Source organism: Paraburkholderia oxyphila NBRC 105797, assembly GCF_000685075.1.
GTDB classification, from domain to species: domain Bacteria; phylum Pseudomonadota; class Gammaproteobacteria; order Burkholderiales; family Burkholderiaceae; genus Paraburkholderia; species Paraburkholderia oxyphila.
On sequence record NZ_BAYD01000123.1, the window covers coordinates 1 to 22663 of the forward strand.

29 protein-coding genes are annotated in these 22663 nt (G+C 63.1%); 4 read left to right on the forward strand and 25 right to left on the reverse strand.

Going from position 1 to position 22663, the window contains the following annotated elements; all coding sequences use genetic code 11:
- Window positions 1-557: 557 nt before the first annotated feature.
- Entirely contained in the window at window positions 558-875 is a 318-nt protein-coding gene (cyaY, locus tag BO1_RS41475; RefSeq protein WP_028222603.1) for an iron donor protein CyaY, read from the reverse strand.
- 53 nt (window positions 876-928) lie between these two features.
- Here cyaY and lptM point away from each other — a divergent pair, with 53 nt between their 5' ends.
- Together lptM and lysA are read left to right on the forward strand one after the other, a co-directional pair.
- Window positions 929-1270 carry an LPS translocon maturation chaperone LptM gene (gene lptM / locus BO1_RS41480; RefSeq protein ID WP_245644045.1) on the forward strand — a complete coding sequence of 114 codons (342 nt, stop codon included), beginning with the start codon at window positions 929-931 and terminating at the stop codon, window positions 1268-1270.
- Between the two features lie 46 nt (window positions 1271-1316).
- Window positions 1317-2588, forward strand: a complete 1272-nt coding sequence (gene lysA, locus BO1_RS41485) for a diaminopimelate decarboxylase (RefSeq protein ID WP_028222605.1) — start codon at window positions 1317-1319, stop codon at window positions 2586-2588.
- 140 nt (window positions 2589-2728) lie between these two features.
- Here the strand turns inward: lysA and msrQ are convergent, their stop codons facing one another.
- From msrQ to BO1_RS41510, 5 genes are all read right to left on the reverse strand, one after another.
- Complete coding sequence (gene msrQ / locus BO1_RS41490) at window positions 2729-3439, reverse strand: protein-methionine-sulfoxide reductase heme-binding subunit MsrQ (RefSeq protein ID WP_156992701.1); 711 nt, start codon at window positions 3437-3439, stop codon at window positions 2729-2731.
- A 25-nt stretch (window positions 3440-3464) separates the two neighbouring features.
- On the reverse strand, window positions 3465-4466 hold the full coding sequence (gene msrP, locus BO1_RS41495; RefSeq protein ID WP_028222607.1) for a protein-methionine-sulfoxide reductase catalytic subunit MsrP: 1002 nt from the start codon (window positions 4464-4466) through the stop codon (window positions 3465-3467).
- Window positions 4467-4668: 202 nt separating this feature from the next.
- Window positions 4669-5904: a c-type cytochrome biogenesis protein CcsB gene (ccsB, locus tag BO1_RS41500; protein WP_028222608.1), complete on the reverse strand. Its 1236-nt coding sequence runs from the start codon at window positions 5902-5904 to the stop codon at window positions 4669-4671.
- A 63-nt stretch (window positions 5905-5967) separates the two neighbouring features.
- The gene (locus BO1_RS41505; RefSeq protein ID WP_028222609.1) at window positions 5968-8181 is read right to left on the reverse strand and encodes a cytochrome c biogenesis protein ResB; all 2214 of its coding nucleotides are present in this window, start codon (window positions 8179-8181) and stop codon (window positions 5968-5970) included.
- Window positions 8182-8306: 125 nt separating this feature from the next.
- Window positions 8307-8978 carry a c-type cytochrome gene (locus BO1_RS41510; protein ID WP_028222610.1) on the reverse strand — a complete coding sequence of 224 codons (672 nt, stop codon included), beginning with the start codon at window positions 8976-8978 and terminating at the stop codon, window positions 8307-8309.
- Window positions 8979-9212: 234 nt separating this feature from the next.
- Here BO1_RS41510 and yihA point away from each other — a divergent pair, with 234 nt between their 5' ends.
- Window positions 9213-9878 (forward strand): ribosome biogenesis GTP-binding protein YihA/YsxC, encoded by a 666-nt coding sequence (yihA, locus tag BO1_RS41515; RefSeq protein WP_028222611.1) that lies wholly within the window; start codon window positions 9213-9215, stop codon window positions 9876-9878.
- Between the two features lie 393 nt (window positions 9879-10271).
- Window positions 10272-11270 carry a porphobilinogen synthase gene (gene hemB / locus BO1_RS41520; protein ID WP_028222612.1) on the forward strand — a complete coding sequence of 333 codons (999 nt, stop codon included), beginning with the start codon at window positions 10272-10274 and terminating at the stop codon, window positions 11268-11270.
- A 122-nt stretch (window positions 11271-11392) separates the two neighbouring features.
- Here hemB and dsbD read toward each other — a convergent pair whose 3' ends face one another.
- From dsbD to rplX, 19 genes are all read right to left on the reverse strand, one after another.
- Window positions 11393-13384: a protein-disulfide reductase DsbD gene (dsbD, locus tag BO1_RS55010; RefSeq protein WP_084688707.1), complete on the reverse strand. Its 1992-nt coding sequence runs from the start codon at window positions 13382-13384 to the stop codon at window positions 11393-11395.
- Window positions 13377-13709 carry a divalent-cation tolerance protein CutA gene (cutA, locus tag BO1_RS41530; RefSeq protein WP_028222613.1) on the reverse strand — a complete coding sequence of 111 codons (333 nt, stop codon included), beginning with the start codon at window positions 13707-13709 and terminating at the stop codon, window positions 13377-13379. The genes dsbD and cutA overlap by 8 nt, the downstream gene beginning before the upstream one ends.
- Window positions 13710-13945: 236 nt before the next feature.
- Window positions 13946-14338, reverse strand: coding sequence for a 50S ribosomal protein L17 (rplQ, locus tag BO1_RS41535; RefSeq protein WP_027797304.1), 393 nt, complete (start codon window positions 14336-14338; stop codon window positions 13946-13948).
- A 128-nt stretch (window positions 14339-14466) separates the two neighbouring features.
- Window positions 14467-15444: a DNA-directed RNA polymerase subunit alpha gene (locus tag BO1_RS41540; RefSeq protein ID WP_028222614.1), complete on the reverse strand. Its 978-nt coding sequence runs from the start codon at window positions 15442-15444 to the stop codon at window positions 14467-14469.
- A gap of 125 nt (window positions 15445-15569) precedes the next feature.
- Complete coding sequence (gene rpsD / locus BO1_RS41545) at window positions 15570-16193, reverse strand: 30S ribosomal protein S4 (RefSeq protein WP_028222615.1); 624 nt, start codon at window positions 16191-16193, stop codon at window positions 15570-15572.
- Between the two features lie 153 nt (window positions 16194-16346).
- Window positions 16347-16751, reverse strand: coding sequence for a 30S ribosomal protein S11 (gene rpsK, locus BO1_RS41550; RefSeq protein WP_006052224.1), 405 nt, complete (start codon window positions 16749-16751; stop codon window positions 16347-16349).
- A 28-nt stretch (window positions 16752-16779) separates the two neighbouring features.
- Window positions 16780-17145: a 30S ribosomal protein S13 gene (rpsM, locus tag BO1_RS41555; protein ID WP_028222616.1), complete on the reverse strand. Its 366-nt coding sequence runs from the start codon at window positions 17143-17145 to the stop codon at window positions 16780-16782.
- Between the two features lie 35 nt (window positions 17146-17180).
- A complete protein-coding gene (rpmJ, locus tag BO1_RS41560; protein ID WP_027819338.1) occupies window positions 17181-17297 on the reverse strand; it encodes a 50S ribosomal protein L36 in 117 nt (38 codons plus the stop codon).
- A 20-nt stretch (window positions 17298-17317) separates the two neighbouring features.
- A complete protein-coding gene (gene infA, locus BO1_RS41565) occupies window positions 17318-17536 on the reverse strand; it encodes a translation initiation factor IF-1 (RefSeq protein WP_004521905.1) in 219 nt (72 codons plus the stop codon).
- A gap of 6 nt (window positions 17537-17542) precedes the next feature.
- Window positions 17543-18889 (reverse strand): preprotein translocase subunit SecY, encoded by a 1347-nt coding sequence (gene secY, locus BO1_RS41570; RefSeq protein ID WP_028222617.1) that lies wholly within the window; start codon window positions 18887-18889, stop codon window positions 17543-17545.
- 59 nt (window positions 18890-18948) lie between these two features.
- Window positions 18949-19383 carry a 50S ribosomal protein L15 gene (rplO, locus tag BO1_RS41575; RefSeq protein WP_028222618.1) on the reverse strand — a complete coding sequence of 145 codons (435 nt, stop codon included), beginning with the start codon at window positions 19381-19383 and terminating at the stop codon, window positions 18949-18951.
- A gap of 31 nt (window positions 19384-19414) precedes the next feature.
- Window positions 19415-19597 (reverse strand): 50S ribosomal protein L30, encoded by a 183-nt coding sequence (rpmD, locus tag BO1_RS41580; protein ID WP_007730608.1) that lies wholly within the window; start codon window positions 19595-19597, stop codon window positions 19415-19417.
- Window positions 19598-19608: 11 nt separating this feature from the next.
- Window positions 19609-20127, reverse strand: coding sequence for a 30S ribosomal protein S5 (rpsE, locus tag BO1_RS41585; protein ID WP_028206522.1), 519 nt, complete (start codon window positions 20125-20127; stop codon window positions 19609-19611).
- Between the two features lie 14 nt (window positions 20128-20141).
- Complete coding sequence (gene rplR, locus BO1_RS41590; RefSeq protein WP_027819343.1) at window positions 20142-20507, reverse strand: 50S ribosomal protein L18; 366 nt, start codon at window positions 20505-20507, stop codon at window positions 20142-20144.
- A 12-nt stretch (window positions 20508-20519) separates the two neighbouring features.
- The gene (rplF, locus tag BO1_RS41595; protein WP_028222619.1) at window positions 20520-21050 is read right to left on the reverse strand and encodes a 50S ribosomal protein L6; all 531 of its coding nucleotides are present in this window, start codon (window positions 21048-21050) and stop codon (window positions 20520-20522) included.
- Between the two features lie 18 nt (window positions 21051-21068).
- On the reverse strand, window positions 21069-21464 hold the full coding sequence (gene rpsH / locus BO1_RS41600; protein WP_027819345.1) for a 30S ribosomal protein S8: 396 nt from the start codon (window positions 21462-21464) through the stop codon (window positions 21069-21071).
- Window positions 21465-21478: 14 nt separating this feature from the next.
- Window positions 21479-21784 (reverse strand): 30S ribosomal protein S14, encoded by a 306-nt coding sequence (rpsN, locus tag BO1_RS41605; protein WP_028222620.1) that lies wholly within the window; start codon window positions 21782-21784, stop codon window positions 21479-21481.
- 7 nt (window positions 21785-21791) lie between these two features.
- Window positions 21792-22331 (reverse strand): 50S ribosomal protein L5, encoded by a 540-nt coding sequence (gene rplE / locus BO1_RS41610; RefSeq protein WP_028222621.1) that lies wholly within the window; start codon window positions 22329-22331, stop codon window positions 21792-21794.
- Window positions 22332-22347: 16 nt separating this feature from the next.
- Window positions 22348-22656, reverse strand: coding sequence for a 50S ribosomal protein L24 (gene rplX, locus BO1_RS41615; RefSeq protein ID WP_028222622.1), 309 nt, complete (start codon window positions 22654-22656; stop codon window positions 22348-22350).
- Window positions 22657-22663: the final 7 nt, after the last annotated feature.

The following is a 22663-nucleotide window of genomic DNA, read 5'->3' on the forward strand; positions in this document are numbered from 1 at the left end:
CTAGCTATTTATGATGGCCTCTCGCTCATCAAAATAAGGATATCTAAATGATTGGCAAATTCCGAGGAATTCTGATCGCAAGCGCAGTTGCTTGCGCGTTTGCTGCGGCTTCCGGCGCGGCCACAGCCCAAATGGTGCCCTCGCCGGGTAGTGTGACGCTGAGTTGCTCCAGCGGCACTTCCGGTACCTGCAGCGCTTCCGGGCAGATCGGGAATTTTCCACGCGGGGGGGCTCAGGCGTTTTACTGGGAAAGCAAGAATATCTCTATCACGCCAACGAGTACAACGACCGCGAACTTCGCGTGCTTCGCCAACGCGCCAGCACAATCGGGATATATCACGGTCGCTACCAGCGTGGACCCTAATGATGGACTTAACACGCCGTTGGCGAGTGCGACTGTGTCCATCTTGTGTAAGTAAGGCGTGACGGCGGGACCAAGCGCAGTTCCTGCCGCAACGAAAACAGCCAGCCGACTTTAGTTCAGTTTCGCTGGCTGTTTTCGCATTTGGCGACAGCGCGACGCACAGGCCCGCGCGCCATCCTCAGCCGTCGTCGTGTTACGGCTTGAACGTGACCGGCTCGCCCGCTTGCTCGGTCGCATAGGCCGTGAGCGCCGAAAAGAACTCGGTGCCCGTGCGCGTGTCGCGCCACTCGCCGTCGATGAACCGGTAATGAAACCCACCCGCTTTCGCTGCGATCCAGATCTCGCTCATCGGCGGTTGCAGGTTCACGATGATCTTCGTGCGATTCTCGAATTCGAGCGTCAGAACGTTGCCGCTGCGCTCGAGTTCGATATCGGCATCGGCCTCGTCCACGGCGCGCTCCACCGCCGCCAGCACGGCCTCCGCGCGGCTCAGGTAGTCACTATCTGGCATGCTAAACTCCACCGGTTAATCATTCAGGGACAATTATGCGTGTCAATTTCAGGATGCGCGCACGGACGCCCCGCGTATCGACGACCGGCAAGATTCTAGCCGCTTTCGCCGTCAGCGCTGTCGCCGCGCTTTCGTTGGCAGGCTGCGGCCAGAAGGGTCCGCTCTACATGCCCAACGTGCCGCCGCTGCCGCAGAAGCCGAATTTCGAGACGCAGCCCAACGACAACGCACAGCCGTCGCCCGAAACCGCCATGCCTGCCTCGGGCGTGCGAGCCGGCGAGCTGCCCGACACGTCGGGCACGCCGCTTTCGCTGTCCCCGGATGCCGAACTGAATTCCGCGCCCGCGGCCGCCAGCGACGCGCAACCTGCTTCCGCTACAGCCCCGGCTCAGTAAGCAGCCGCCTGAGCAGAAACCCGCACCGACTCAACCAGACGCTCGCATGACCCAGCCCGCTTTTCACCGTGACAACGGCACGCTCTTCGTCGAAGGCGTGTCCGCTGCCGATCTCGCCGCACAGTACGGCACCCCGCTCTACGTCTACTCGCGCGCTGCGCTCACCGCCGCATGGCACGCCTACGCGGATGCCTGCGCGGGCCGCCGCGCCACGGTGCACGTGGCGGTCAAGGCGAACAGCAATCTCGCCGTGCTCAACGTGTTCGCGCGCGAAGGCGCGGGCTTCGACATCGTCTCGGGCGGCGAGCTCGCGCGTGTGCTCGCAGCGGGCGGCAAGGCGGCGAACACGGTGTTCTCGGGCGTGGGCAAGCACCCCGACGAAATGCGCATGGCGCTCGAAGCCGGCGTGAAGTGCTTCAACGTCGAGTCGATTCCCGAGCTCGACCGCCTGAACGCCGTCGCGGGCGAGCTGGGCAAGAAGGCGCCGGTCTCGCTGCGCGTGAACCCGGACGTCGACGCGAAGACGCATCCGTACATCTCCACGGGCCTGAAGTCGAACAAGTTCGGCGTCGCATTCGACGAGGCGCGCGCGACCTACCGCGCGGCGGCGGCCATGCCGCATCTGCACGTCGTTGGCATCGATTGCCATATCGGCTCGCAGATCACCGAAGTCGCGCCCTATCTCGACGCCGTCGACAAGGTGCTCGAGCTCGTCGACCAGATCGAGTCGGACGGCGTGCAGATTCACCACATCGATGTGGGCGGCGGCCTCGGCATCCGCTACGACGACGAAACGCCGCCAGATATCGGCGAATTCGTGCGCACCGTGCTCGATCGCATCGAGGCGCACGGCGCGAAGACGGGCAAGACCCGCGAGGTGTACTTCGAGCCGGGCCGCTCGCTCGTCGGCAATGCGGGCATCCTGCTCACGACCGTCGAGTTCCTGAAGCACGGCGCGGAGAAGAACTTCGCGATCGTCGACGCCGCGATGAACGACCTCGCGCGCCCGGCCATGTACGAGGCGTATCACGCCATCGAGCCCGTCACCGAGCGCGCAGGCGCCGCGCCCACCTATGACATCGTCGGCCCCGTGTGCGAGAGCGGCGACTGGCTGGGCCGCGAGCGCTCGCTCGCAATCGAGGCCGGCGACGTGCTCGCGATCCGCTCGGCGGGCGCGTATGGCTTCGTGATGAGCTCGAACTACAACACGCGCCCGCGCGCGGCCGAAGTCATGGTCGACGGCACGCGCGTGCACGTCGCGCGCGAGCGCGAGACGGTGCAGCAACTGTTCGCGGGCGAACATCTGCTGCCGGATTGAGCGGTGCCGGGCGCTGCGCCCGTGCTGAATGCGAAAAAAAAGCGACGCCATCGTGCGTCGCTTTTTTATTGGCTGCGCGTGGTTAGCCGAACTCAGTCCGCCGGGTTGTGTTGCCCGCGCGATGCCCCGCGTGCGGACGGCTATGAGCGCACCGCCGTCCGCGCCTTCAGCCGCGCGATCAGCCACGCGCCGATCCGCCAGCCAAGCAGCGCAACCATGATCGCGCCATAGAGCTTGGGCAGCACGAGATCGTGCTTGCCAGACCTCATCCACCAGAAATGCAGGATCGCCAGCACGCCGATCGCATAGACCAGCCGGTGCAGCGTCTGCCAGCGGCGGCCGAGCTTGCGCGCCATCGCGCGCGTCGAGGTGATGGCGAGCGGAATCAGCAGCACGAAGGCCGCGAAGCCCACCGTGATGAAGGGCCGCTTGCCGACGTCCTTGAGCATCGCGGCCACGTCGAACCATTTGTCGAACCAGACGTACGTCGTGAAGTGAAGCACGGCATAAAAGAAGGCGTAGAGCCCGAGCATGCGCCGAAAGCGGATCAGCACGCTCCAGCCGGTCATCCGGCGCAGCGGTGTGACCGCGAGCGTGATGCAGAGGAACACGAGCGTCCACAGCCCCGTCGAGCGCGTAATGAACTCGATCGGATTGGCGCCGAGCCGGTCCGTCATGCCGAACAACACGATGCGCGCGAGCGGATACCACGCCGCGACGAACACCGCCCCCTTCGCCCACGGCAGCCAGCGCGGGCCACTGATTGCCGGCCTCGCCTGCGCCGCGCGAGGGCTCGCCGCGCTCTTCGTGCCGCCGGCCACCGCGCGCGGCGAAACGGTCGTAGATTCCATGGGTTGCTCCATTGCCGCGTCGCTCTCAGAAGTTCTTGCGCAGATCCATGCCCTGATACATCGACGCCACCAGCTCACCATAGCCGTTGAACATGAGCGTCTTGCGCTTGGGCGTGAAAAAGCCGTCCTCGCCGATGCGCCGCTCGGTCGCCTGGCTCCAGCGCGGGTGATCGACGTTCGGATTGACGTTCGAATAGAAGCCGTATTCGTTGGGCGCGTAGGTGTTCCAGCTCGTCGGCGGCTGCTTCTCCACGAAGCGGATCTTCACGAGCGACTTCGCGCTCTTGAAGCCGTATTTCCACGGCAGCACCACGCGCACCGGCGCGCCGTTCTGGTTCGGCAGCACCTGGCCGTAGAGGCCGACGGTGAGCAGCGTGAGCGGGTTCATCGCCTCGTCCATGCGCAATCCTTCGGAGTACGGCCAATCGAGGATCGGGTCGGCGAGGCCGGGCATTTGCGAGCGGTCGTCGAGCGTGATGAACTGCACGTATTTCGCGTTGCCGGTAGGCTGCGCGCGGCGGATCAGCTCGGAAAGCGACACGCCGATCCACGGAACCACAATCGACCAGCCTTCCACGCAGCGGTGCCGGTACACGCGCTCCTCGAGCGGCGCGAGCTTCAGAATCTCGTCGATGTCGTAGACCTTCGCGTTCTTCACCTCGCCTTCCACGCTCACCTTCCAGGGACGCGGGCGCAGCGTGTGCGCGTTCTCGGCCGGGTCGCCCTTGTCGGTGCCGAACTCGTAGAAGTTGTTATAGGTCGTGATGTCCTTGTACGGCGTGACCTTGTCGAGCGCGACGAACTTCGTGTTGGTCTTCGCGCCGAGCTTGAGGGCCTTCGGGTCTGGCGACGCATATTCCGCGAATGCGTTGCGCACGTCAAACATTCCGGTGACACCGCCGAGCGCGAGCGCGCCGGCCGCCTTCATGATCCGGCGGCGCTGTTCGTACACCTTTTGCGGCGTGATCTCGCTCGCGGCGATGTCGTCGCCGTTGAGGATGATCCTGCTGCTGCGCTTGATCCACATGTTGTTGCTCCTGTCCCGGCGATCCATTAAGGATTGGACCCGCCGCGCCCGCGCGCCGTTCTGGGCCCACCACTACCGGGCAAACACGCGCCATCCACAATCCTTCCCGCCCGGCAAATAAAAAACCGCCGGAGCGCGAGGCATCCAGCGGTTAGTTCGTTGCGCGGGCGGCTGCGGTTACACAGCACGCCATTACCGGGCGTTACAGCTTGCCGTAGCTATGCAGGCCCGAGAGGAACATGTTCACGCCGAGGAAGGCGAAGGTCGTGACGAGCAGACCCGTGAGCGCCCACCAGGCAGCCACGCCGCCGCGCAGCCCCTTCATGAGGCGCATGTGCAGCCACGCCGCGTAGTTGAGCCACACGATCAGCGCCCACGTTTCCTTCGGGTCCCAGCTCCAGTAGCCGCCCCAGGCCTGCGCGGCCCACAGCGCGCCAAGAATCGTGGCGATCGTGAAGAACGCGAAGCCGACGGCGATCGACTTGTACATGACGTCGTCGAGCACGTCGAGCGCGGGCAGGCGGTCCGCCAGCACGCCGCGCTCCTTCATGATGTAGGCCACGCCCACCATCGCCGAGAGCGCGAAGCTGCCGTAGCCGATGAAGTTCGCCGGCACGTGAATCTTCATCCACCAGCTTTGCAGCGCGGGCACGAGCGGCTGGATCTGCTGCGCGTCGCGCGAGATCGAGTACCACATCAGGAAGCCCACAGCCGCGCTGATCACGAGAAGCACGAAGGCGCCGAGCGAGCGCGTGTTGTAGTGCTTTTCGTAATACAGATAGAAGAGCGCCGTGATCAGGCTGAACAGCACGAACACTTCGTAGAGGTTCGAGATGGGAATATGGCCGACGTCCGCGCCAATCAAATAGGACTCGTACCAGCGCACCATCAGGCCGACGAAACCCATCAGCACCGCCGCCCACGTGAGCTTCGAGCCGATCGCCCCGCCCGAGGGCGAGCGCGAGAGCAGGCCGACCCAGTAGAAGAACGTCGCGAGCACGAAGAGCGCGCTCATCCAGAGGATGGCCGACTGGCTCGAGAGGAAGTACTTGAGGAAGAACGCCTGATCGGCGCGCGCGAGGTCGCCCTGATAGATCTGGATCGCGCCGATCGACAGCACGGCGATGGCCGCCATCAAGAGGCGCGCCGGCTTCCAGCGCCAGCCCAGCACGACGAGCGCCGGCACCGTGCCGCAGAGCACCAGCTTGTCGTAATAGTTCATGTGCGCGTGATAGCGCGAGAGCGCGAAGCCCGCGCCCACGACCAGTGCCAGCGCGAACACCCAGTCGAGCGCCGTGAGACGGCGCAGGAAGGGGCGTTCGTCGAAGAAGGCCTCTGCGTGGGGATCATGCGCGAGCGCTGCGTCGCGCGCCGCGGCGGTAGCCGCGCGGTCGGCGCGGCTCGTTTGCGCGGAAGAAGTAACCTGAGTCAAGTCCATGGGCTTACCGGTGTCGATCGTGAGTTTCCGTGGATCGCGTCAATCATTCGAATGGCGCGTGGATCAAGGGGTACGGTCCGTCCCGCCGTCGCCTGCGCGGGTCTCCGGTTTCGCGCCCAAGGCACGGGAGACCGCTTCGCGGGTACGGGCAAACTCTTTCTCGAAGTCGAGGGTGCGGCGCGCGGTCGACATCGCCATGATGACGTCGACGCCCTTGCCGCTGGCCTCGCTCCGGTCCTTCAGCCAGAACCACAGACGTCGCTCGCGCACGTAGAACATCGAGAAGATCCCAAGCACGAGCAACAGGCTGCCAAGATACACGACTTTCTTGCCCGGTGCGCGTGTCAACTGAAATACCGAAGCTTGCACCTGCTTGAATGAATCAAGCTGTAGATAGACAGGCGATCCATACAGGAAGCTGTCCGATACCGCGTTGATCGAGTCCTGCACGAAGCGCGCCGACTGCGCATCGGGCGTGAGCACGGGCTCGCCGGCCTGTGTGCGCGCGAGCTGCCAGAGGTCCCAGGTCGCACCTTCGAGCATGCGCAACAGCAGCCCCGCGGCTTTCTCCTGCTGATCCTTGGGCACGGATTTGTCGATGAATGCCGCCACCGACTGGAAGCCGGCCGCCTGCGCGGCTTTGCTCATACCCGGCGCGCCTTGCATCGAGGGATCGGCGCCCGCGAAAAGGGTCAGGACGCGCAGCGCGCTGTCTTCCAGATGCTGCTGCAACTCGCGGTTTGAATCGGGGACCGAGCGCTGGGCAAATTGGTGCGCGGCCTGCGCGCGCAGCGCCGGGTCCTCGAATGCGGCGCGCAGCAGCATCCACTCCTTCATCGTGCCGCCGCTATCGGCGGGGATGCGCAGGTAGCGGAACGGCTCGTCGGGGTTCTCGCGCATGCCCGCGAGGAAGATGCGCGCGCCGCCCACGTCGACGGGCAGCATGTAGTTGTTGTACTCGCGCGCCTGGCCATCCTTGTCGCGCACCTTGTACTGCACCGACGGCCCGACGTTATGCAGGTCGAGCGGCTTCGAGCTCTTCGCGCCCGAGCCGAGGCGCTCGTCGAACGCTTCCTTGAGGGTCTGATGCGCGACGCCGCGCACGTCGTTCTGGCCGCTGCCGTTCGAGACGTTCTCGACGTTGATGGCACGGAAGTCGGCGAATTCGATGGTCTGACCGTCCACGCCCGGCACGCTCTCGCCCGCGGGCAGCTTCAGCGGCGCCGAATTGCCGATCGTGCCGCCGAACGGGAAGCTCTTCGCGCTCGCTCCGGCCATGGGCCAGGCGGTCATCTGCATCTGCGAGCCGCCGTCCTGGAAGCTCGATTGATAGATCGAGACGCCGTCATACTCGAACGGCTCGTTCACCTCGATGCGCGCCGGAATGCGCTGGCCCGTCTTGTGATCGATCACGACGATGTCGCTCGCGAACAGCTTGGGCATGCCGGTCGAGTAGTAATCGACGATGAACTTGTTGAGCTGGATCGAGAACGGCAGGTCCTGGATGAGCGAGCCGTTGGGCTGGTTCAGGATGGCCGTCGAAACATACTGGCCCTCGGGCACCCACGCGTAGCCGCGGAAAGTCGGGTTCGAGGTCGAGAGGCGATGCTCGGGCGCAATGTCGTTGATGACGGCGTTGCTCTGGATGGGCGTCTTGTCGAAGAGCCACATCTGGAATTTGATCGGAAGATTGCTGTCGAGCAGGCCGCCGAGACAGATCACCACGATGGCGAGGTGCGCGAAGATGTAGCCGATCTTCGTGAGCGCGCCGCGCTTGGCGGCGATGAGCGTGGCGCCCTCGCTCTCGCGGGTGACGAACTTGTAGCCGAGGCGCTGCGCGAGCTTGCCGAGCGTGGCGGCCGTCTGGGCGCGCGTGGCGCCTTCGAGCGCGAACTCACCCTTGTGGTGGAACGCACGCAGGCTGCCTTCGCGAACCTTGTCCTTCCAGCTCTTCGCGTCCGCGATCATCTTCGGGCCGTTGCGGATCACGCATAGCGAGATCGACACCACGAGAAAGCCGAGGATGGTCATGAACCACCAGGCGCTGTAGACCGTGTAGAGGCTCAGCGAACGGAAGATGTCGGCCCAGAACGGGCCGAACTGATTGACGTAGTTCGGGTACGGGTCGTCCTGCGTGAGCACCGTGCCGATGATGCTCGCAATGGACAGCACCACGAGCAGCGCGATGGCAAAGCGCATCGAACTAAGCAGCTCGACGGCGCTTCTGACCGCTCTCTGGCGGATATTCAACTGCAAACCCTGCGTGGTGACGCTCATTCAAACTCCGCTTCTCATTGCACTTTTCAGCTGCGCACTACAGCAAAAAAGGGTGCAGGACCGCCGCATCGACGCGGCGCCCACACCCTTTTCTTGTTCTTCGACTGCCCGACGCTAGTTGGGCTTCAATGCAAACCGGCCGCGTAGTCGGCGACAGCCTTGATTTCGTCGTCCGAGAGACGGTGCGCGATTTCGTGCATCGGCTCGTTGTTGTTACGCGTGCCCTGCTGGAACGCCTGGAGCTGCGCGACGATATATTCCGACCATTGGCCCGAAAGACGCGGGTACTGGATCGGGATGCCCTGCCCCGTCGGCCCGTGACACGCGGCGCACGCGGGCACGCCTCGATCGGCAATGCCGCCGCGCCAGATCTTCTGGCCGAACGGCACGGTCTTCGCGTCGTGCGCAAAGCCGGGCTTGGGCGTCTGTGACTCGAACCAGGCCGCGACGTTGATCATATCCTGATCGGAAAGCGCGCTGGCAAAGCCAACCATAATGGGATTATTACGCGTAGGGGGCTTGCCACCGGGCTGTGGCTTGAAATCCTTGAGCTGCTTGACGAGATATTCGGCGTGCTGGCCGGCCAGCTTGGGGTAGGCGCCACCGCTGCTATTGCCGTCGGCGCCATGACAGGCGGCGCAGACTTGCCCCGCAATGGCCTGTCCACGGGCGAGATCGGGCTTGGCCGGGGCCGGCTCGGCTGCCGTCGCCATCATCGATACACCTGCTGCAAGACCTGCCGTTGTCGCAACTATCGCAAATTGGAGTAACTTGAAGGACTTGCCCAGTCGATTCATTCGCGCACCTTGTTTCGTCTTGTGGGAATCAGGTTCTGCAAATACGACAGCGACCGTCTACCTCGAAAGCCCCGCGCTGGCCTCGCCGGTATTCAGTAAACCATCGCATTGTACAATAGCGCGCAAGGCGCCACGGCGCCAGTCGGGCCTCTCCCCGATATCTCCCAATCCTTCCCGGCATCCCGGGGCCTGGCGGACCCGCCGCCTCGCTTATTTCACAATGTGGTCCTACCGATGGCCTTCCTGCTGCATCAAGCCCGTTTCTTCACGACAGTGAACCATTTGCGCGACCTGCCTGCCACCGCGCGGCCCGAAGTCGCGTTCGCCGGGCGCTCGAACGCAGGCAAATCCACGGCGATCAACCTGCTGTGCAACCAGAAGCGCCTCGCCTTCGCATCGAAGACGCCGGGCCGCACGCAGCACATCAACTATTTCTCGGTGGGCAACGCCGACGATCCCGCAGGCTATCTGGTCGACTTGCCGGGCTACGGCTATGCCGAAGTGCCGGAAGCCGCGAAGGCTCACTGGGAACACCTGCTCTCGGTGTATCTGCAAACGCGTGCGCAGCTCGCCGGCCTCGTGCTGATGATGGACGCGCGCCGTCCGCTCACCGAGCTGGATCGACGCATGATCGAGTGGTTCGCATCGACCGGAAAGCCGATCCACGCGCTCCTCACGAAATGCGACAAATTGACGCGTCAAGAAAGCGTCCTGGCGCTGCGCACGACGAACAAGGCCTTCGACGAATACCGCAAAGAGGGCTACGAGGGGAAGCTGAGCGCACAGCTCTTTTCGGCGCTCAAGCGGGTGGGGCTCGACGAAGCGCACGAGGTCATCGAAAGCTGGATCGTGCCCGAGGCCAAAGCGGACGCCGCTGAAGCCGCCGCGCCCACCAAGTAAGACGAAACCCGGCGCGCCCGCGCCTGCCGCAGGCGCCGCGCCGCGCCGCGAATCGGGCGATCACGTCGCCCAAGCGGTCCATTTGCGGCCTGCGCCGCCCGTTCCTCTCCCGCAACTTCTGCACGGCTATGTGCCCAAGCCCACATATCGGGACGCGCGACGTCATTTGCGCCCCCTGGCGGGTGCGCATGGCACATTTCGGCCGCACATAAAAAAACCCGCCGTAAATGCCGGCGGGTTAAACAGCCTTATCGAAAAACGACAGGCACCCGCTCAGGGAGGAGAAGCGGGGAGTCTGGCGCCAGGCGCCTCGCTCGATCGGTATGATATACCATTGTCCTGAAAAGTTTCCTGCGCGCCTGGACGCGCTCTGTTTCAAGATAATCTCCCGACATGAGCTTCTATCCGCATCATCGTCCGCGCCGCATGCGCCGCGACGACTTCTCGCGCCGCCTGATGCGCGAAAACCTCCTCACCACCAATGACCTGATCTATCCCGTGTTCGTCGTCGCGGGCAACAACGTGCGCGAAGCCGTGCCGTCGATGCCCGGCGTCGAGCGCGTCTCGATCGATCTGCTGATGGGCGTCGCCGAGCAGTGCGTCGAGCTCGGCATTCCGGTGCTCTCGCTGTTCCCCGCCGTCGATCCGGCGCTGAAGACGCCCGACGGCATCGAGGCGACCAACCCCGACGGCACGATTCCGCGCGCCGTGCGCGAGCTCAAGAAGCGCTTCCCCGACCTGGGCGTGCTGTGCGACGTCGCGCTCGACCCGTACACGAGCCACGGCCAGGACGGCGTGATCGACGAGAACGGCTACGTCATCAACGATGAGACGGTCGAGATCCTCGTCGCGCAGGCGCGCACGCAGGCCGAAGCGGGCGTCGACATCGTCGCGCCGTCGGACATGATGGACGGCCGCATCGGCGCGATCCGCGAGATGCTCGAGAGCGAGAACCACATCCACACGAAGATCATGGCCTACTCGGCCAAATATGCTTCGGCGTTCTACGGACCGTTCCGCGACGCCGTGGGCTCGGCGTCGAATCTGGGCAAGGGCAACAAGATGACCTACCAGATGGACCCGTCGAACTCGGATGAGGCGCTGCGCGAAGTGCGCCTCGACATCGAGGAAGGCGCCGACATGGTGATGGTCAAGCCCGGCATGCCGTACCTGGACATCGTGCGCCGCGTGAAGGACGAGTTCCGCTTCCCGACCTACGTGTACCAGGTGAGCGGCGAATACGCGATGCTCAAGGCGGCCGCGCAAAACGGCTGGCTCGATCACGACAAGGTCATGATGGAGTCGCTGCTCGCGTTCAAGCGCGCGGGCGCGGACGGCATCCTCACGTACTTCGCGCTCGACGCCGCCCGACTGTTGCGCGCGCAGAAGTAAGCAGCGCAAGCGGCGCAGCGCTTCGCGCAAGGCCCATGCGAAAAAAGGCACGTCGCGATGACGTGCCTTTTTTGTTTGCGCAGCGCGCTGCGCGACGTAGCGTGCGCGACCGTGCGGCGTACTTATGATTTCCCGGTGAGGATCGAAAGCGTGGCGCGCGCCGGAGCCGCCGATGCCGACGGTGCCTGCGACGGCGCTTGCGTTGCCACGCGGTCGAGCCGGGCGAGGAATTTGTCCGCGTTCTCGTAACCCACCACGCGCAGCACTTCCTGGCCGCTCGCATCGAAGAAGATGATGCCAGGCGGCCCGAACAGGCCGAAGCGCTTGAGCAGGGCCTGGTCGTCGGGGCTGTTGGCGGTCACGTCGGCGCGCAGGAGGCCGAGCTGCGCGAGGCGCGCCTGCACGCGCGGGTCGCTGAACGTGAACTTCTCCATCTCCTTGCAGCTCACGCACCAGTCGGCGTAGAAGTCGAGCATCGAAGGCTTGCCCGCCGCCTTGAGCGCCGCATCGAGTTGCGCCGACGAGCGCACCGGCGCGAAGCTCAACGCGTCGGCTTCGGTGGCAGCAGCGGCCTGCGTTGCGCCGTTGCCAGCGCCGCCCGCCCGCGCGGCCAGCACGGCGAGCGGACGCAGCGGATCGGTCGAGCCCGCCGAGAGGCCGACGATGAGCGTCGCGGCCCAGATCGCCAACGCCGCGCCCACGCCGCGGCCAAGACGGCGCCAGACGTTGGACGCGTCCGCATGCGGCGTAAAGAGCCCGAGCGCGGCGGCGGCAAGCAGCAGCCAGAGCGCAGCCAGCAGCATTTGCGCGCTCGCCCCCAGCACGGGCCATACGATCCACAGCGCAGCCGCCAGCAGCACGACGCCGAAAAAGACCTTCACGCCGTCCATCCACGTGCCCGCGCGCGGCAGCAGCGTCCCGGCGCCGAACCCGATGATCATGAGCGGCACGCCAAGCCCGATCCCCATCGCGAAAAGCGCCGCGCCGCCGAGAACGGCGTTGCCCGTGTGCGCAATGAAGGCGAGCACGGCGAAGAGCGGCGCCGTCATGCAGGCGCCCACCACCAGTGCGGACAGCGCGCCCATCACGCCGACGGCCACGAACTTGCCGCCCGAGCGGCCCTGCGAGGCGCGAGACGCGCCGTCCTGCCAGCGCTGTGGCAGCGCGATGTCGTAGCCGGCGACCAGCATCAGGGCGAACGCGGTAAGCAGCACGGCGAACGCACCGAGCACCCACGGGTTCTGCAGCCACGCGCCGAGACTCTGCCCGACCAGCGCGGCAGCAATCCCGAGCACCGTGTAGACGAGCGCCATGCCGAGCACGTAGACGAACGACAGCGAGAAGCCGCGCGCGCGCGTGACCTGTGCGCCCTCGCCCACGATGATGGCCGACAGGATCGGAATCATCGGATACGAACAGGGCAGCAGGCTCAGCACGATCCCCGCGAGAAAATACAGGCCGACCACGGCAAAGAAACCGCCGCCTTGCAGCAGCGACTGCGCATAGTCCGCGCTCGTCGCGCGTTCGTACCACGGCTGCTGCGCGTCATCCGCCGCTGCCGAAGGCGCGACCGAAGCGGTCTGCGCGCCGTTGCCGCCTGCGGCCGGCACCGCGCTCTGCCCGCCCACGGCGGCCTGCAGCGCCGCGCCGCTCACGTGGTAGACATGCACCGCCGGCGGATAGCAGATGCCCGCGTCGGCGCATCCCTGCGAGGTCACCGCAAGGTCGAACGCGCCGCTGGCCTGCTTCACCGGCACGCGGATCGTCAGCTCTTTGCGGTAGGTTTCGACGTTCTTGTTGAACGTCGGATCGAATTTCACGTGGCCGGGCGGGATCTGCGCGTCGCCGAGCGTGGCCGTGCCATTGCGCGTCGCGAATGCAAAGCGCTCGCGATACATGTAATAGCCATCGGCGATCTTGAAATGAACGTCGACCATGCCGGGCTCTTCGCTCGCGCTGAACGTGAAGGCCTGGTCGGGCGGCAGGAAGTCGTCGTCGGCACGGGCGGACGGCGCACCGAACAGCAGCGGCAACAGGCAGCCTACGAATGCGAGGAAAGCCAGAAATGAGGTGTACGGCGCGGTGCGCAAGCGCCGATCGAAGCGGTTAGACATGAATGGGGCGCTGTGTCTCGGCATTGACCCATTGGCCGTAGGCGTTCGACGCCGTGACCTGCCACGAGAGGATCTCGGGCGTCTCATAAGGATGCTGGGTCTGGATGAACTGTTCGAGCTCGGCCGCGCGCGCGAGGCTCGTCTTGAAAAGCAGCTGGATCTCGTCGCCGGACTCGATCCTGCCCTGCCAGTGGTACTGCGAGTGGACCGGCCCAAGGCGCGTCACGCAGGCCGCGAGGCGCGCCTCGAGCGCAGTCGACGACAGCTTCTCGGCGGCGTCCTCGTCGGGCACCGTGGTCAGCATCAGGGTCACATTGAGGGTCACGACGAACTCCGGCATGGCGCCCCGCACCCGCGGCGCGAGAGCCAGGGGCGCCTGAGGCAGAACGTTATCGTACCACCGGCATCGATTGGCTTCGTTCATGCGCCATCGGTGTGCGTAGCGGTGACAGACAGCAAACGCACGCACAGGCCAATTTAATCCGCAGCCAAAAACAAAAAAGCCAGGCTAGGCCTGGCTTTTTTGCGCGCCGCTCAATCTGGGATCGAGCGACTGAAAGCTTATTCCGCTTCCTGGACGTTCTCTTCCGCGACTTCCGGACGGTCGAGCAGTTCGACCAGTGCCATCGGCGCGTTGTCGCCCACACGGAAACCGAACTTCAGGATACGCAGGTAGCCGCCCGGACGGTTCGCGAAACGCGGACCGAGCACGTCGAACAGCTTCGTGACCGAGTCACGATCGCGCAGGCGGTTGAACGCCAGACGACGGTTTGCGAGCGACGGCTTCTTGCCCAGCGTAATGAGGGGCTCGACAACCTTGCGGAGTTCCTTCGCCTTCGGCAGCGTCGTCTTGATGACTTCGTGCTCGATCAGCGAGTTGGACATGTTACGGAGCATTGCCAGACGGTGGCTGCTCGTGCGGTTCAGTTTCCGCAGACCATGACGGTGACGCATTTCAATTTCCTTGAAACAAAGTTTTGGTCCAGCTCTTCTATCGCTCTGCAGCTACCAGAGCACGGGCCGGTACGTGAAAAAGGCAAGACGCGGATTCTAAAGGAAAATCCGCGTCCGTGCCACATGACTTACTTGTCGAGACCAGCCGGCGGCCAGTTTTCGAGCTTCATGCCGAGCGTGAGACCGCGCGAAGCGAGCACTTCCTTGATCTCGTTGAGCGACTTGCGACCCAGGTTCGGGGTCTTGAGCAGCTCGTTCTCGGTGCGCTGGATGAGGTCGCCGATGTAGTAGATGTTCTCGGCCTTCAGGCAGTTCGCCGAGCGAACCGTGAGTTCGAGATCGTCCACCGGACGCAGCAGGATCGGATCGATCTGCGGTGCGCGCGACGGTGCTTCCGCAGCCGTTTCCGTGCCTTCCAGAGCGGCGAACACCGACAGCTGATCCACGAGGATGCGCGCCGACTGGCGGATCGCTTCCTCAGGCGAGATCACGCCGTTGGTTTCGATGTTCATCACGAGCTTGTCGAGGTCGGTACGCTGTTCGACACGCGCGCTTTCGACGGCGTAGCTCACGCGGCGAACCGGCGAGAACGACGCGTCCAGCACGATGCGGCCGATGATCTTGGCCGACTCGTCGCCGTAGCGGCGCACGTTGCCCGGCACGTAGCCGCGGCCCTTCTCGATCTTGATCTGCACGTCGAGCTTGCCGCCCTTCGTCAGATGCGCAACCACGTGTTCCGGGTTGATGACTTCGCAGTCGTGCGAGAGCTCGATGTCGCCAGCGGTGACAACGCCTTCGCCTTCCTTGCGCAGCGTAACCGTCACTTCGTCACGGTTATGCAGCTTGAACACCACACCCTTCAGGTTCAGCAGCAGGTTGACCACGTCCTCTTGCACACCATCGAGCGTCGAGTATTCGTGCACGACGCCTGCGATCGTCACTTCGGTCGGCGCGTAGCCCACCATCGACGACAGCAGCACGCGCCGGAGCGCGTTACCCAAGGTGTGGCCATAACCGCGTTCAAACGGCTCCATGACCACTTTCGCGTGGTTCTCGCCGAGCGATTCCACAGCGATGATCTTGGGTTTCAACAAACTGGTTTGCATAGGTTTTCCTTTTCAATACCCTCGGCTCGTTACACCGATAAGGCTGAGAATGGCAACAACCTGAAAAAAACAGCCGAGGCCACCTCCTGCGCGAAGCACAGAGGCTACCCCGGCCGTCAATCCGATTAACGCGAATACAATTCGACGATCAGGCTTTCGTTGATGTCGCCAGCGATGTCGCTGCGCTCCGGCATGCCCTTGAACGTGCCTTCGAACTTCTTCGCATCGACCGCGACCCAACCCGGCATGCCGCCTTGCTCAGCCAGCGACAGCGCTTCGACGATACGCGCTTGCTTCTTCGCCTTTTCGCGAATCGCAACGATGTCGCCTGCCTTCACTTGCATCGACGGGACGTTTGCAACGACGCCGTTCAGCGTGAGAGCCTTGTGGCTCACGAGCTGACGCGCTTCAGCGCGGGTCGATGCGAAGCCCATGCGGTACACGACGTTGTCGAGACGCGACTCGAGCAGTTGCAGCAGGTTTTCGCCGGTGTTGCCCTTGCGACGGTCCGCTTCCGCGAAGTAGCGGCGGAACTGACGCTCGAGCACGCCGTAGATGCGCTTCACTTTTTGCTTTTCGCGAAGCTGCGTGCCGTAGTCGGACGTGCGGGCGCCCGAGGTGCGGCCGTGCTGACCCGGCTTGCTGTCGAGTTTGCACTTGTCGGCGAGCGAGCGGCGTGCGCTCTTCAGGAAGAGGTCGGTACCTTCACGGCGGGACAGCTTGGCCTTCGGGCCGATATAACGTGCCACGTTGCTTTCCTTCGATAATTGATCACGCGAGACCTAAGTCGATTTCGCGCTAGTCCGGCCCTTTGGACCGAACGGTGGGCTTAGTCAATTCAATAACGCCGAGAGCCTGGGACGCCGAAACCGGCGGCTCAGGCGATCGGCTAAAGCGACGCCTTAGATGCGGCGGCGCTTCGGCGGACGGCAGCCGTTGTGCGGGACCGGCGTCACGTCGGAGATCGCGGTGATCTTGATGCCAAGACCATGCAGCGCGCGCACCGCCGATTCGCGGCCAGGACCGGGGCCCTTGATACGCACTTCGAGGTTCTTGACGCCGTATTCCATCGCGACACGGCCAGCCGACTCGGCTGCGACCTGAGCTGCGAAGGGGGTCGACTTGCGCGAACCCTTGAAGCCCTGACCGCCCGAGGTTGCCCAGGCAAGTGCGTTGCCCTGACGATCGGTGATCGTGATGATGGTGTTGTTGAACGACGCGTGAACGTGAACCACGCCCTCGGCGACGTTCTTCTTGACCTTCTTGCGAACGCGTTGCGCCGCGGAGTTGTTCGAAGCCTTAGCCATTACGTTTTCCTGTAACTGTCAGTTCCGCTTACTTCTTCAGCGACTGTGCTGCGCGGCGCGGACCCTTGCGCGTACGTGCGTTGGTACGCGTACGCTGGCCACGCAGGGGCAGGCCCTTGCGATGGCGCACGCCGCGGTAGCAGCCGAGGTCCATCAGGCGCTTGATGTTCATCGTCACTTCACGGCGCAGATCGCCTTCGACGAGAAACTTGCCCACTTCCTCACGCAGCTTTTCGAGATCCGCGTCGTTCAGGTCCTTGACCTTCTTGTCAAACGGCACACCCGCGGCAACGCAGATGTTGCGCGAACGCGTGCGGCCAACACCGAAAATTGCCGTCAGGCCGATTTCAGTGTGCTGGTGGTTCGGGATGTTAACCCCTGCAATACGAGCCATTGTTTTTCCTCAAACAAAAAGCGCAAGCGCGCTAATCAGCCTTGACGCTGCTTGTGGCGCGGGTCCGAGCTGCAGATCACGCGAACGACGCCGTTGCGCTTGATGATTTTGCAGTTGCGGCAAATGCGCTTTACCGATGCCATCACTTTCATGATATTACCCTTTTTCTAAATCACTTCGCCCGGAACACGATCCGCGCACGCGACAGATCGTAAGGCGTCAACTCAACCGTCACCTTGTCGCCCGGGAGAATGCGGATGTAGTGCATCCGCATTTTTCCGGAAATATGCCCCAGAACGACATGGCCGTTTTCCAGCTTCACCCGGAAGGTCGCGTTGGGGAGGTTTTCGATGACCTCACCCTGCATCTGGATTACATCGTCTTTGGCCATAGGTCCTTACCGCATCGGGACTCCGCCGCCCTTGAAGTTAGCCTTCTTGAGCAGCGATTCATATTGTTGCGACATCACGTACGACTGCACCTGCGCCATGAAGTCCATTGTGACGACGACAATGATCAGCAGCGACGTTCCACCAAAATAAAACGGCACATTCCAGCGCAGCACCAGAAACTCCGGCAGCAGGCAGACGAACACGATATAGATCGCACCGGCCAGCGTCAGACGCGTGAGGATGCGGTCGATATAGCGAGCCGTCTGATCGCCCGGGCGGATGCCAGGTACGAACGCGCCACTCTTCTTCAGGTTGTCGGCCGTTTCCCTGCTGTTGAACACCAGAGCGGTGTAGAAGAAGCAGAAGAAGACGATCGCCAACGCATACAGCAACACGTACACAGGCTGGCCAGGCTTGAGGGCTTCGGCCACATTGTGCAGCGTGTCTGCGAACCAGCCGGATCGCGACCCCGAACTGAACCAGTTCAGGATGGTTGCCGGGAACAGGATGATCGACGATGCAAAGATCGGCGGAATCACGCCCGACATGTTCAGCTTGAGCGGCAGGTGCGACGACTGCCCACCGTAAATCTTGTTGCCAACCTGACGCTTCGCATAGTTCACGAGGATCTTGCGCTGGCCGCGTTCAATGAACACCACCAGGTACGTCACGGCCGCGATCAACGCCACGATGATGATCGCCGAGACGGGGCCCATCGAGCCGGTGCGAACCAGTTCAAAGAGACCGCCGATCGCGTTCGGGAAGCCCGCTGCGATCCCGCCGAAGATGATGATCGAAATGCCGTTGCCAAGCCCGCGTTCCGTGATCTGCTCACCAAGCCACATCAAGAACATCGTGCCCGTCACGAGCGTCACGACCGTCGTCAGGCGGAACACCATGCCCGGATCGATCACGAGGCCAGGCTGGTTTTCCAGCGCGACCGCGATGCCGAAAGCCTGAAAGGTTGCCAGCACCACCGTGAAGACCCGCGTGTACTGCGTGATCTTGCGTTGTCCGGCCTGCCCTTCCTTCTTCAGCGCCTCGAGCTGCGGCGAGACAATCGCCATCAGCTGCAGGATGATCGACGCCGAGATATACGGCATCACACCCAGCGCGAAGATCGTGAAGCGAGACAGTGCGCCACCCGAGAACATGTTGAACATGCCCAGGATGCCGCCCGACTGGCTTTGAAAGAGCTTCGCCAGTTGGTCCGGGTCAATACCGGGAACCGGAATATGCGCACCGATACGATAAACGACCAACGCCAGCAGCAAGAACATTGCACGCCGGCGCAGGTCGCCGAACTTCGGGGCGCTGCGACCGGTTTTTGCGAGACTCGGGCTGTTAGCCAAGTAGCTTCTCCGATGCAGATGTTAGTGACGGCGGGCAAGCCCGCACGCACCACTCACAATCACTCGGCAAAAGAACCGCCTGCTGCTTCGATCGCAGCACGCGCGTTCTTCGTCGCACCCAGGCCCTTGACCACGACCTTGCGCTTGATCTCGCCGGTGGCGATGATCTTCGCGCTGCGGGTCATTTCGCCAACGAGGCCTGCCTGCTTGAGAGCCAGCAGATCGATTTCGTCGACCGGCAGCTTCTCGATGTCGGCGAGGCGCACTTCACCGACGAATTCCTTCGTCAGCGAGGTGAAGCCACGCTTGGGCAGACGGCGCTGCAGCGGCATTTGACCGCCTTCGAAGCCGACCTTGTGGAAGCCGCCCGAACGCGATTTCTGACCCTTGTGACCACGGCCAGCGGTCTTGCCGAGGCCGGAGCCGATGCCGCGGCCGACGCGACGCTTTGCGTGCTTCGCGCCTTCTGCCGGCTTCAGGTTATTCAATTCCATTTTCAACTCCTGGAGTCTTCTGGTCGACCGCTTAGCCGATGACCTTGACGAGGTACGAGACCTTGTTGATCATGCCGCGCACAGCCGGCGTGTCCTGCAGCTCGGAGACCGAGTTCAGGCGACGCAGGCCGAGACCGCGCACGGTGGCACGGTGCGATTCGCGGGTCCCAATCAGGCTCTTGACGAGCTGAACCTTGACAGTTTTATCAGACATGGTACCCACCCTTAGCCCAGAATGTCTTCGACGGACTTGCCGCGCTTCGCCGCGATGTCGGCCGGGGTCGACTGCTTGCGCAGACCGTCCAGCGTCGCACGGACGAGGTTGTACGGGTTCGTCGAACCGTGGCTCTTGGCCACGACGTTCTGCACGCCCATCACGTCGAACACTGCGCGCATCGGGCCGCCGGCGATCACGCCCGTACCTGCCTTCGCCGGAGCGAGGAGGACGACCGATGCGCCGTGCTTGCCGTGCACTTCGTGTTGCAGGGTGCCGTTCTTCAGGGGCACCTTGAACATGTTGCGGCGAGCTTGTTCCATCGCCTTCTGGACAGCAACGGGCACTTCCTTCGACTTGCCCTTGCCCATACCGACGCGGCCATCACCATCGCCAACCACGGTCAGTGCGGCGAAGCCGAGAATACGGCCACCCTTCACGACCTTGGTCACGCGGTTGACCGAAATCATTTTTTCGCGAAGGCCGTCGTCGCGTTCGTCAGCCTGAACTTTCGCTTGCATCTTTGCCATGACGAATTCCTTCCTTAGAACTTGAGCCCGGCTTCGCGCGCAGCATCAGCCAGCGCCTTGACGCGGCCGTGATAGCGGAAACCCGAGCGGTCAAAGGCGACGGATTCGATGCCGGCGGCCTTGGCCTTTTCTGCAATACGCTTGCCGATCAGCGAGGCAGCGGCGACGTTGCCGCCCTTGCCCGACTGGTCAGCCAGTTGCGCACGCACTTCGGCTTCAAGCGTCGACGCGCTGGCCAGCACCTTGGTGCCGCAGGGCGAGAACACTTGCGCATAGATGTGCGTGTTCGTGCGATGCACGGCCAGACGCGCGACCTGCAGCTCAGCGATCTTGAGACGCGTCTGACGAGCGCGGCGCAGGCGAGATTGAGTCTTATCCATGATTGCGCACCCTTACTTCTTCTTCGTTTCTTTGAGGATCACAACCTCGTCGGCGTAACGCACACCCTTGCCCTTGTAGGGCTCAGGCGGGCGATAACCGCGCACTTCGGCTGCGGTTTGGCCGACTTTCTGCTTGTCGATCCCCTTGATCACGATTTCCGTTTGCGACGGGGTTTCAGCCTTGACGCCTTCCGGCATCTGGTGCACCACGGGGTGCGAGAAACCCAGCGACAGGTTCAGCTTGTCGCCTTGCGCTTGAGCACGGTAACCGACGCCAACCAGCGTCAGCTTGCGCTCGAAACCCTTCGTCACGCCTTGCACCATGTTCGCGACAATCGCGCGCATCGTGCCCGACATCGCATTGGCTTCGCGGCTTTCATCGGTCGGCTCGAACTTGAGCGTACCGTTGTCGTTCACCACCTTCACGAGGCGGTTCGCAGCTTGCGAAATCGTACCCAGCGGGCCCTTGACGGTAATCTTCTCGTCGCTGAGCGTCGCTTCTGCGCCTTGCAGCGCGATCGGGCTCTTACCTACTCGAGACATGTTTCTTCTCCTTAGGCCTTAAGCGACGTAGCAGATAACTTCGCCGCCGACGCCAGTAGCGCGCGCCTTGCGGTCCGTCATCACACCCTTCGGCGTCGACACGATCGCAACGCCCAGGCCATTCATGACCTGCGGGATGTCGTTGCGGCCGCGGTACACGCGCAGACCCGGCTTCGAGACGCGTTCGATGCGCTCGATAACGGGACGGCCAGCGTAGTACTTCAACGCGATGTTCAATTCCGACTTCGCACCTTCGGTTTTCACCGCGAAGTCGTCGATATAACCTTCGTCCTTCAGAACCTGCGCAATCGCAATCTTCACTTTCGACGAGGGCATAGCAACCGAAACCTTCTCGACCATCTGCGCATTGCGGATGCGAGTCAGCATATCGGCGATAGGATCACTCATGCTCATTTATGTTTCTCCTATTACCAGCTCGCCTTGGTGATGCCAGGGATCTCACCACGGAACGCGATTTCACGAATCTTGTTACGAGCGAGACCGAATTTGCGGAACGTACCACGCGGACGACCCGTGATCGCGCAGCGGTTACGCTTGCGGGTCGGGTTCGAGTTGCGCGGCAGTTGTTGCAGTTCGAGGCGAGCTGCGTAGCGCTCTTCTTCCGACTTGCCTTGGTCGTCGATGATCGCCTTCAGCGCTGCGCGCTTCGGCGCGAACTTCGCTGCCAGACGAGCGCGCTTCTTTTCACGTTCAATCAGTGCCAGTTTAGCCACGGTAACCTCAGTTTCTGAACGGGAACTTGAAGCCGGCGAGCAGTGCCTTTGCTTCTTCGTCGGTCTTCGCGGTCGTCGTGATGCTGATGTTCAGCCCACGCAGCGTGTCAACCTTGTCGTAGTCGATTTCGGGGAAAATGATCTGCTCTTTCACACCGATGTTGTAGTTACCACGGCCGTCGAACGCCTTGCCCGACACACCGCGGAAGTCGCGCACGCGGGGCAGCGCAACCGTCACGAAACGGTCGAGGAATTCGTACATCGCCTGGCCACGCAGGGTGACCATCGTGCCGATCGGATAACCTTCACGGATCTTGAAGCCGGCGATTGCCTTGCGCGACTTCGTGATGACCGGCTTCTGACCGGCGATCTTCGTGAGGTCGCCAACGGCGTGCTCGAGGACCTTCTTGTCAGCGACGGCTTCACCGACACCCATGTTCAGGGTGATCTTGGTGAGGCGCGGCACTTCCATGATCGACTTGTAACCGAACTTCTCGATCAGGCCGGGAACGACCTTCTCTTTATAAAATTCTTGCAAACGTGCCATTTTTTACTCCGCAGCGTCAGGCGCTCAGGACAGCACCGGTCGTCTTCAGGAAACGAACCTTCTTGTCCCCTTCGACCTTGATGCCCACGCGCGACGGCTTGCCGTTCGCGTCGACCAGTGCGACGTTCGAGATAGCCAGCGGCATTGCCTTGGCTTCCACGCCACCCGTCGTACCCTTCATGGGGTTCGGCTTCACATGCTTTTTAGCGATGTTGATGCCTTCGACAGTGACGCGCTCTGCGCCGATGGCGACCACGACACCGCGCTTGCCCTTGTCTTTGCCAGTGACGACGATGACTTCGTCACCCTTGCGAATCTTGTTCATCGCGACT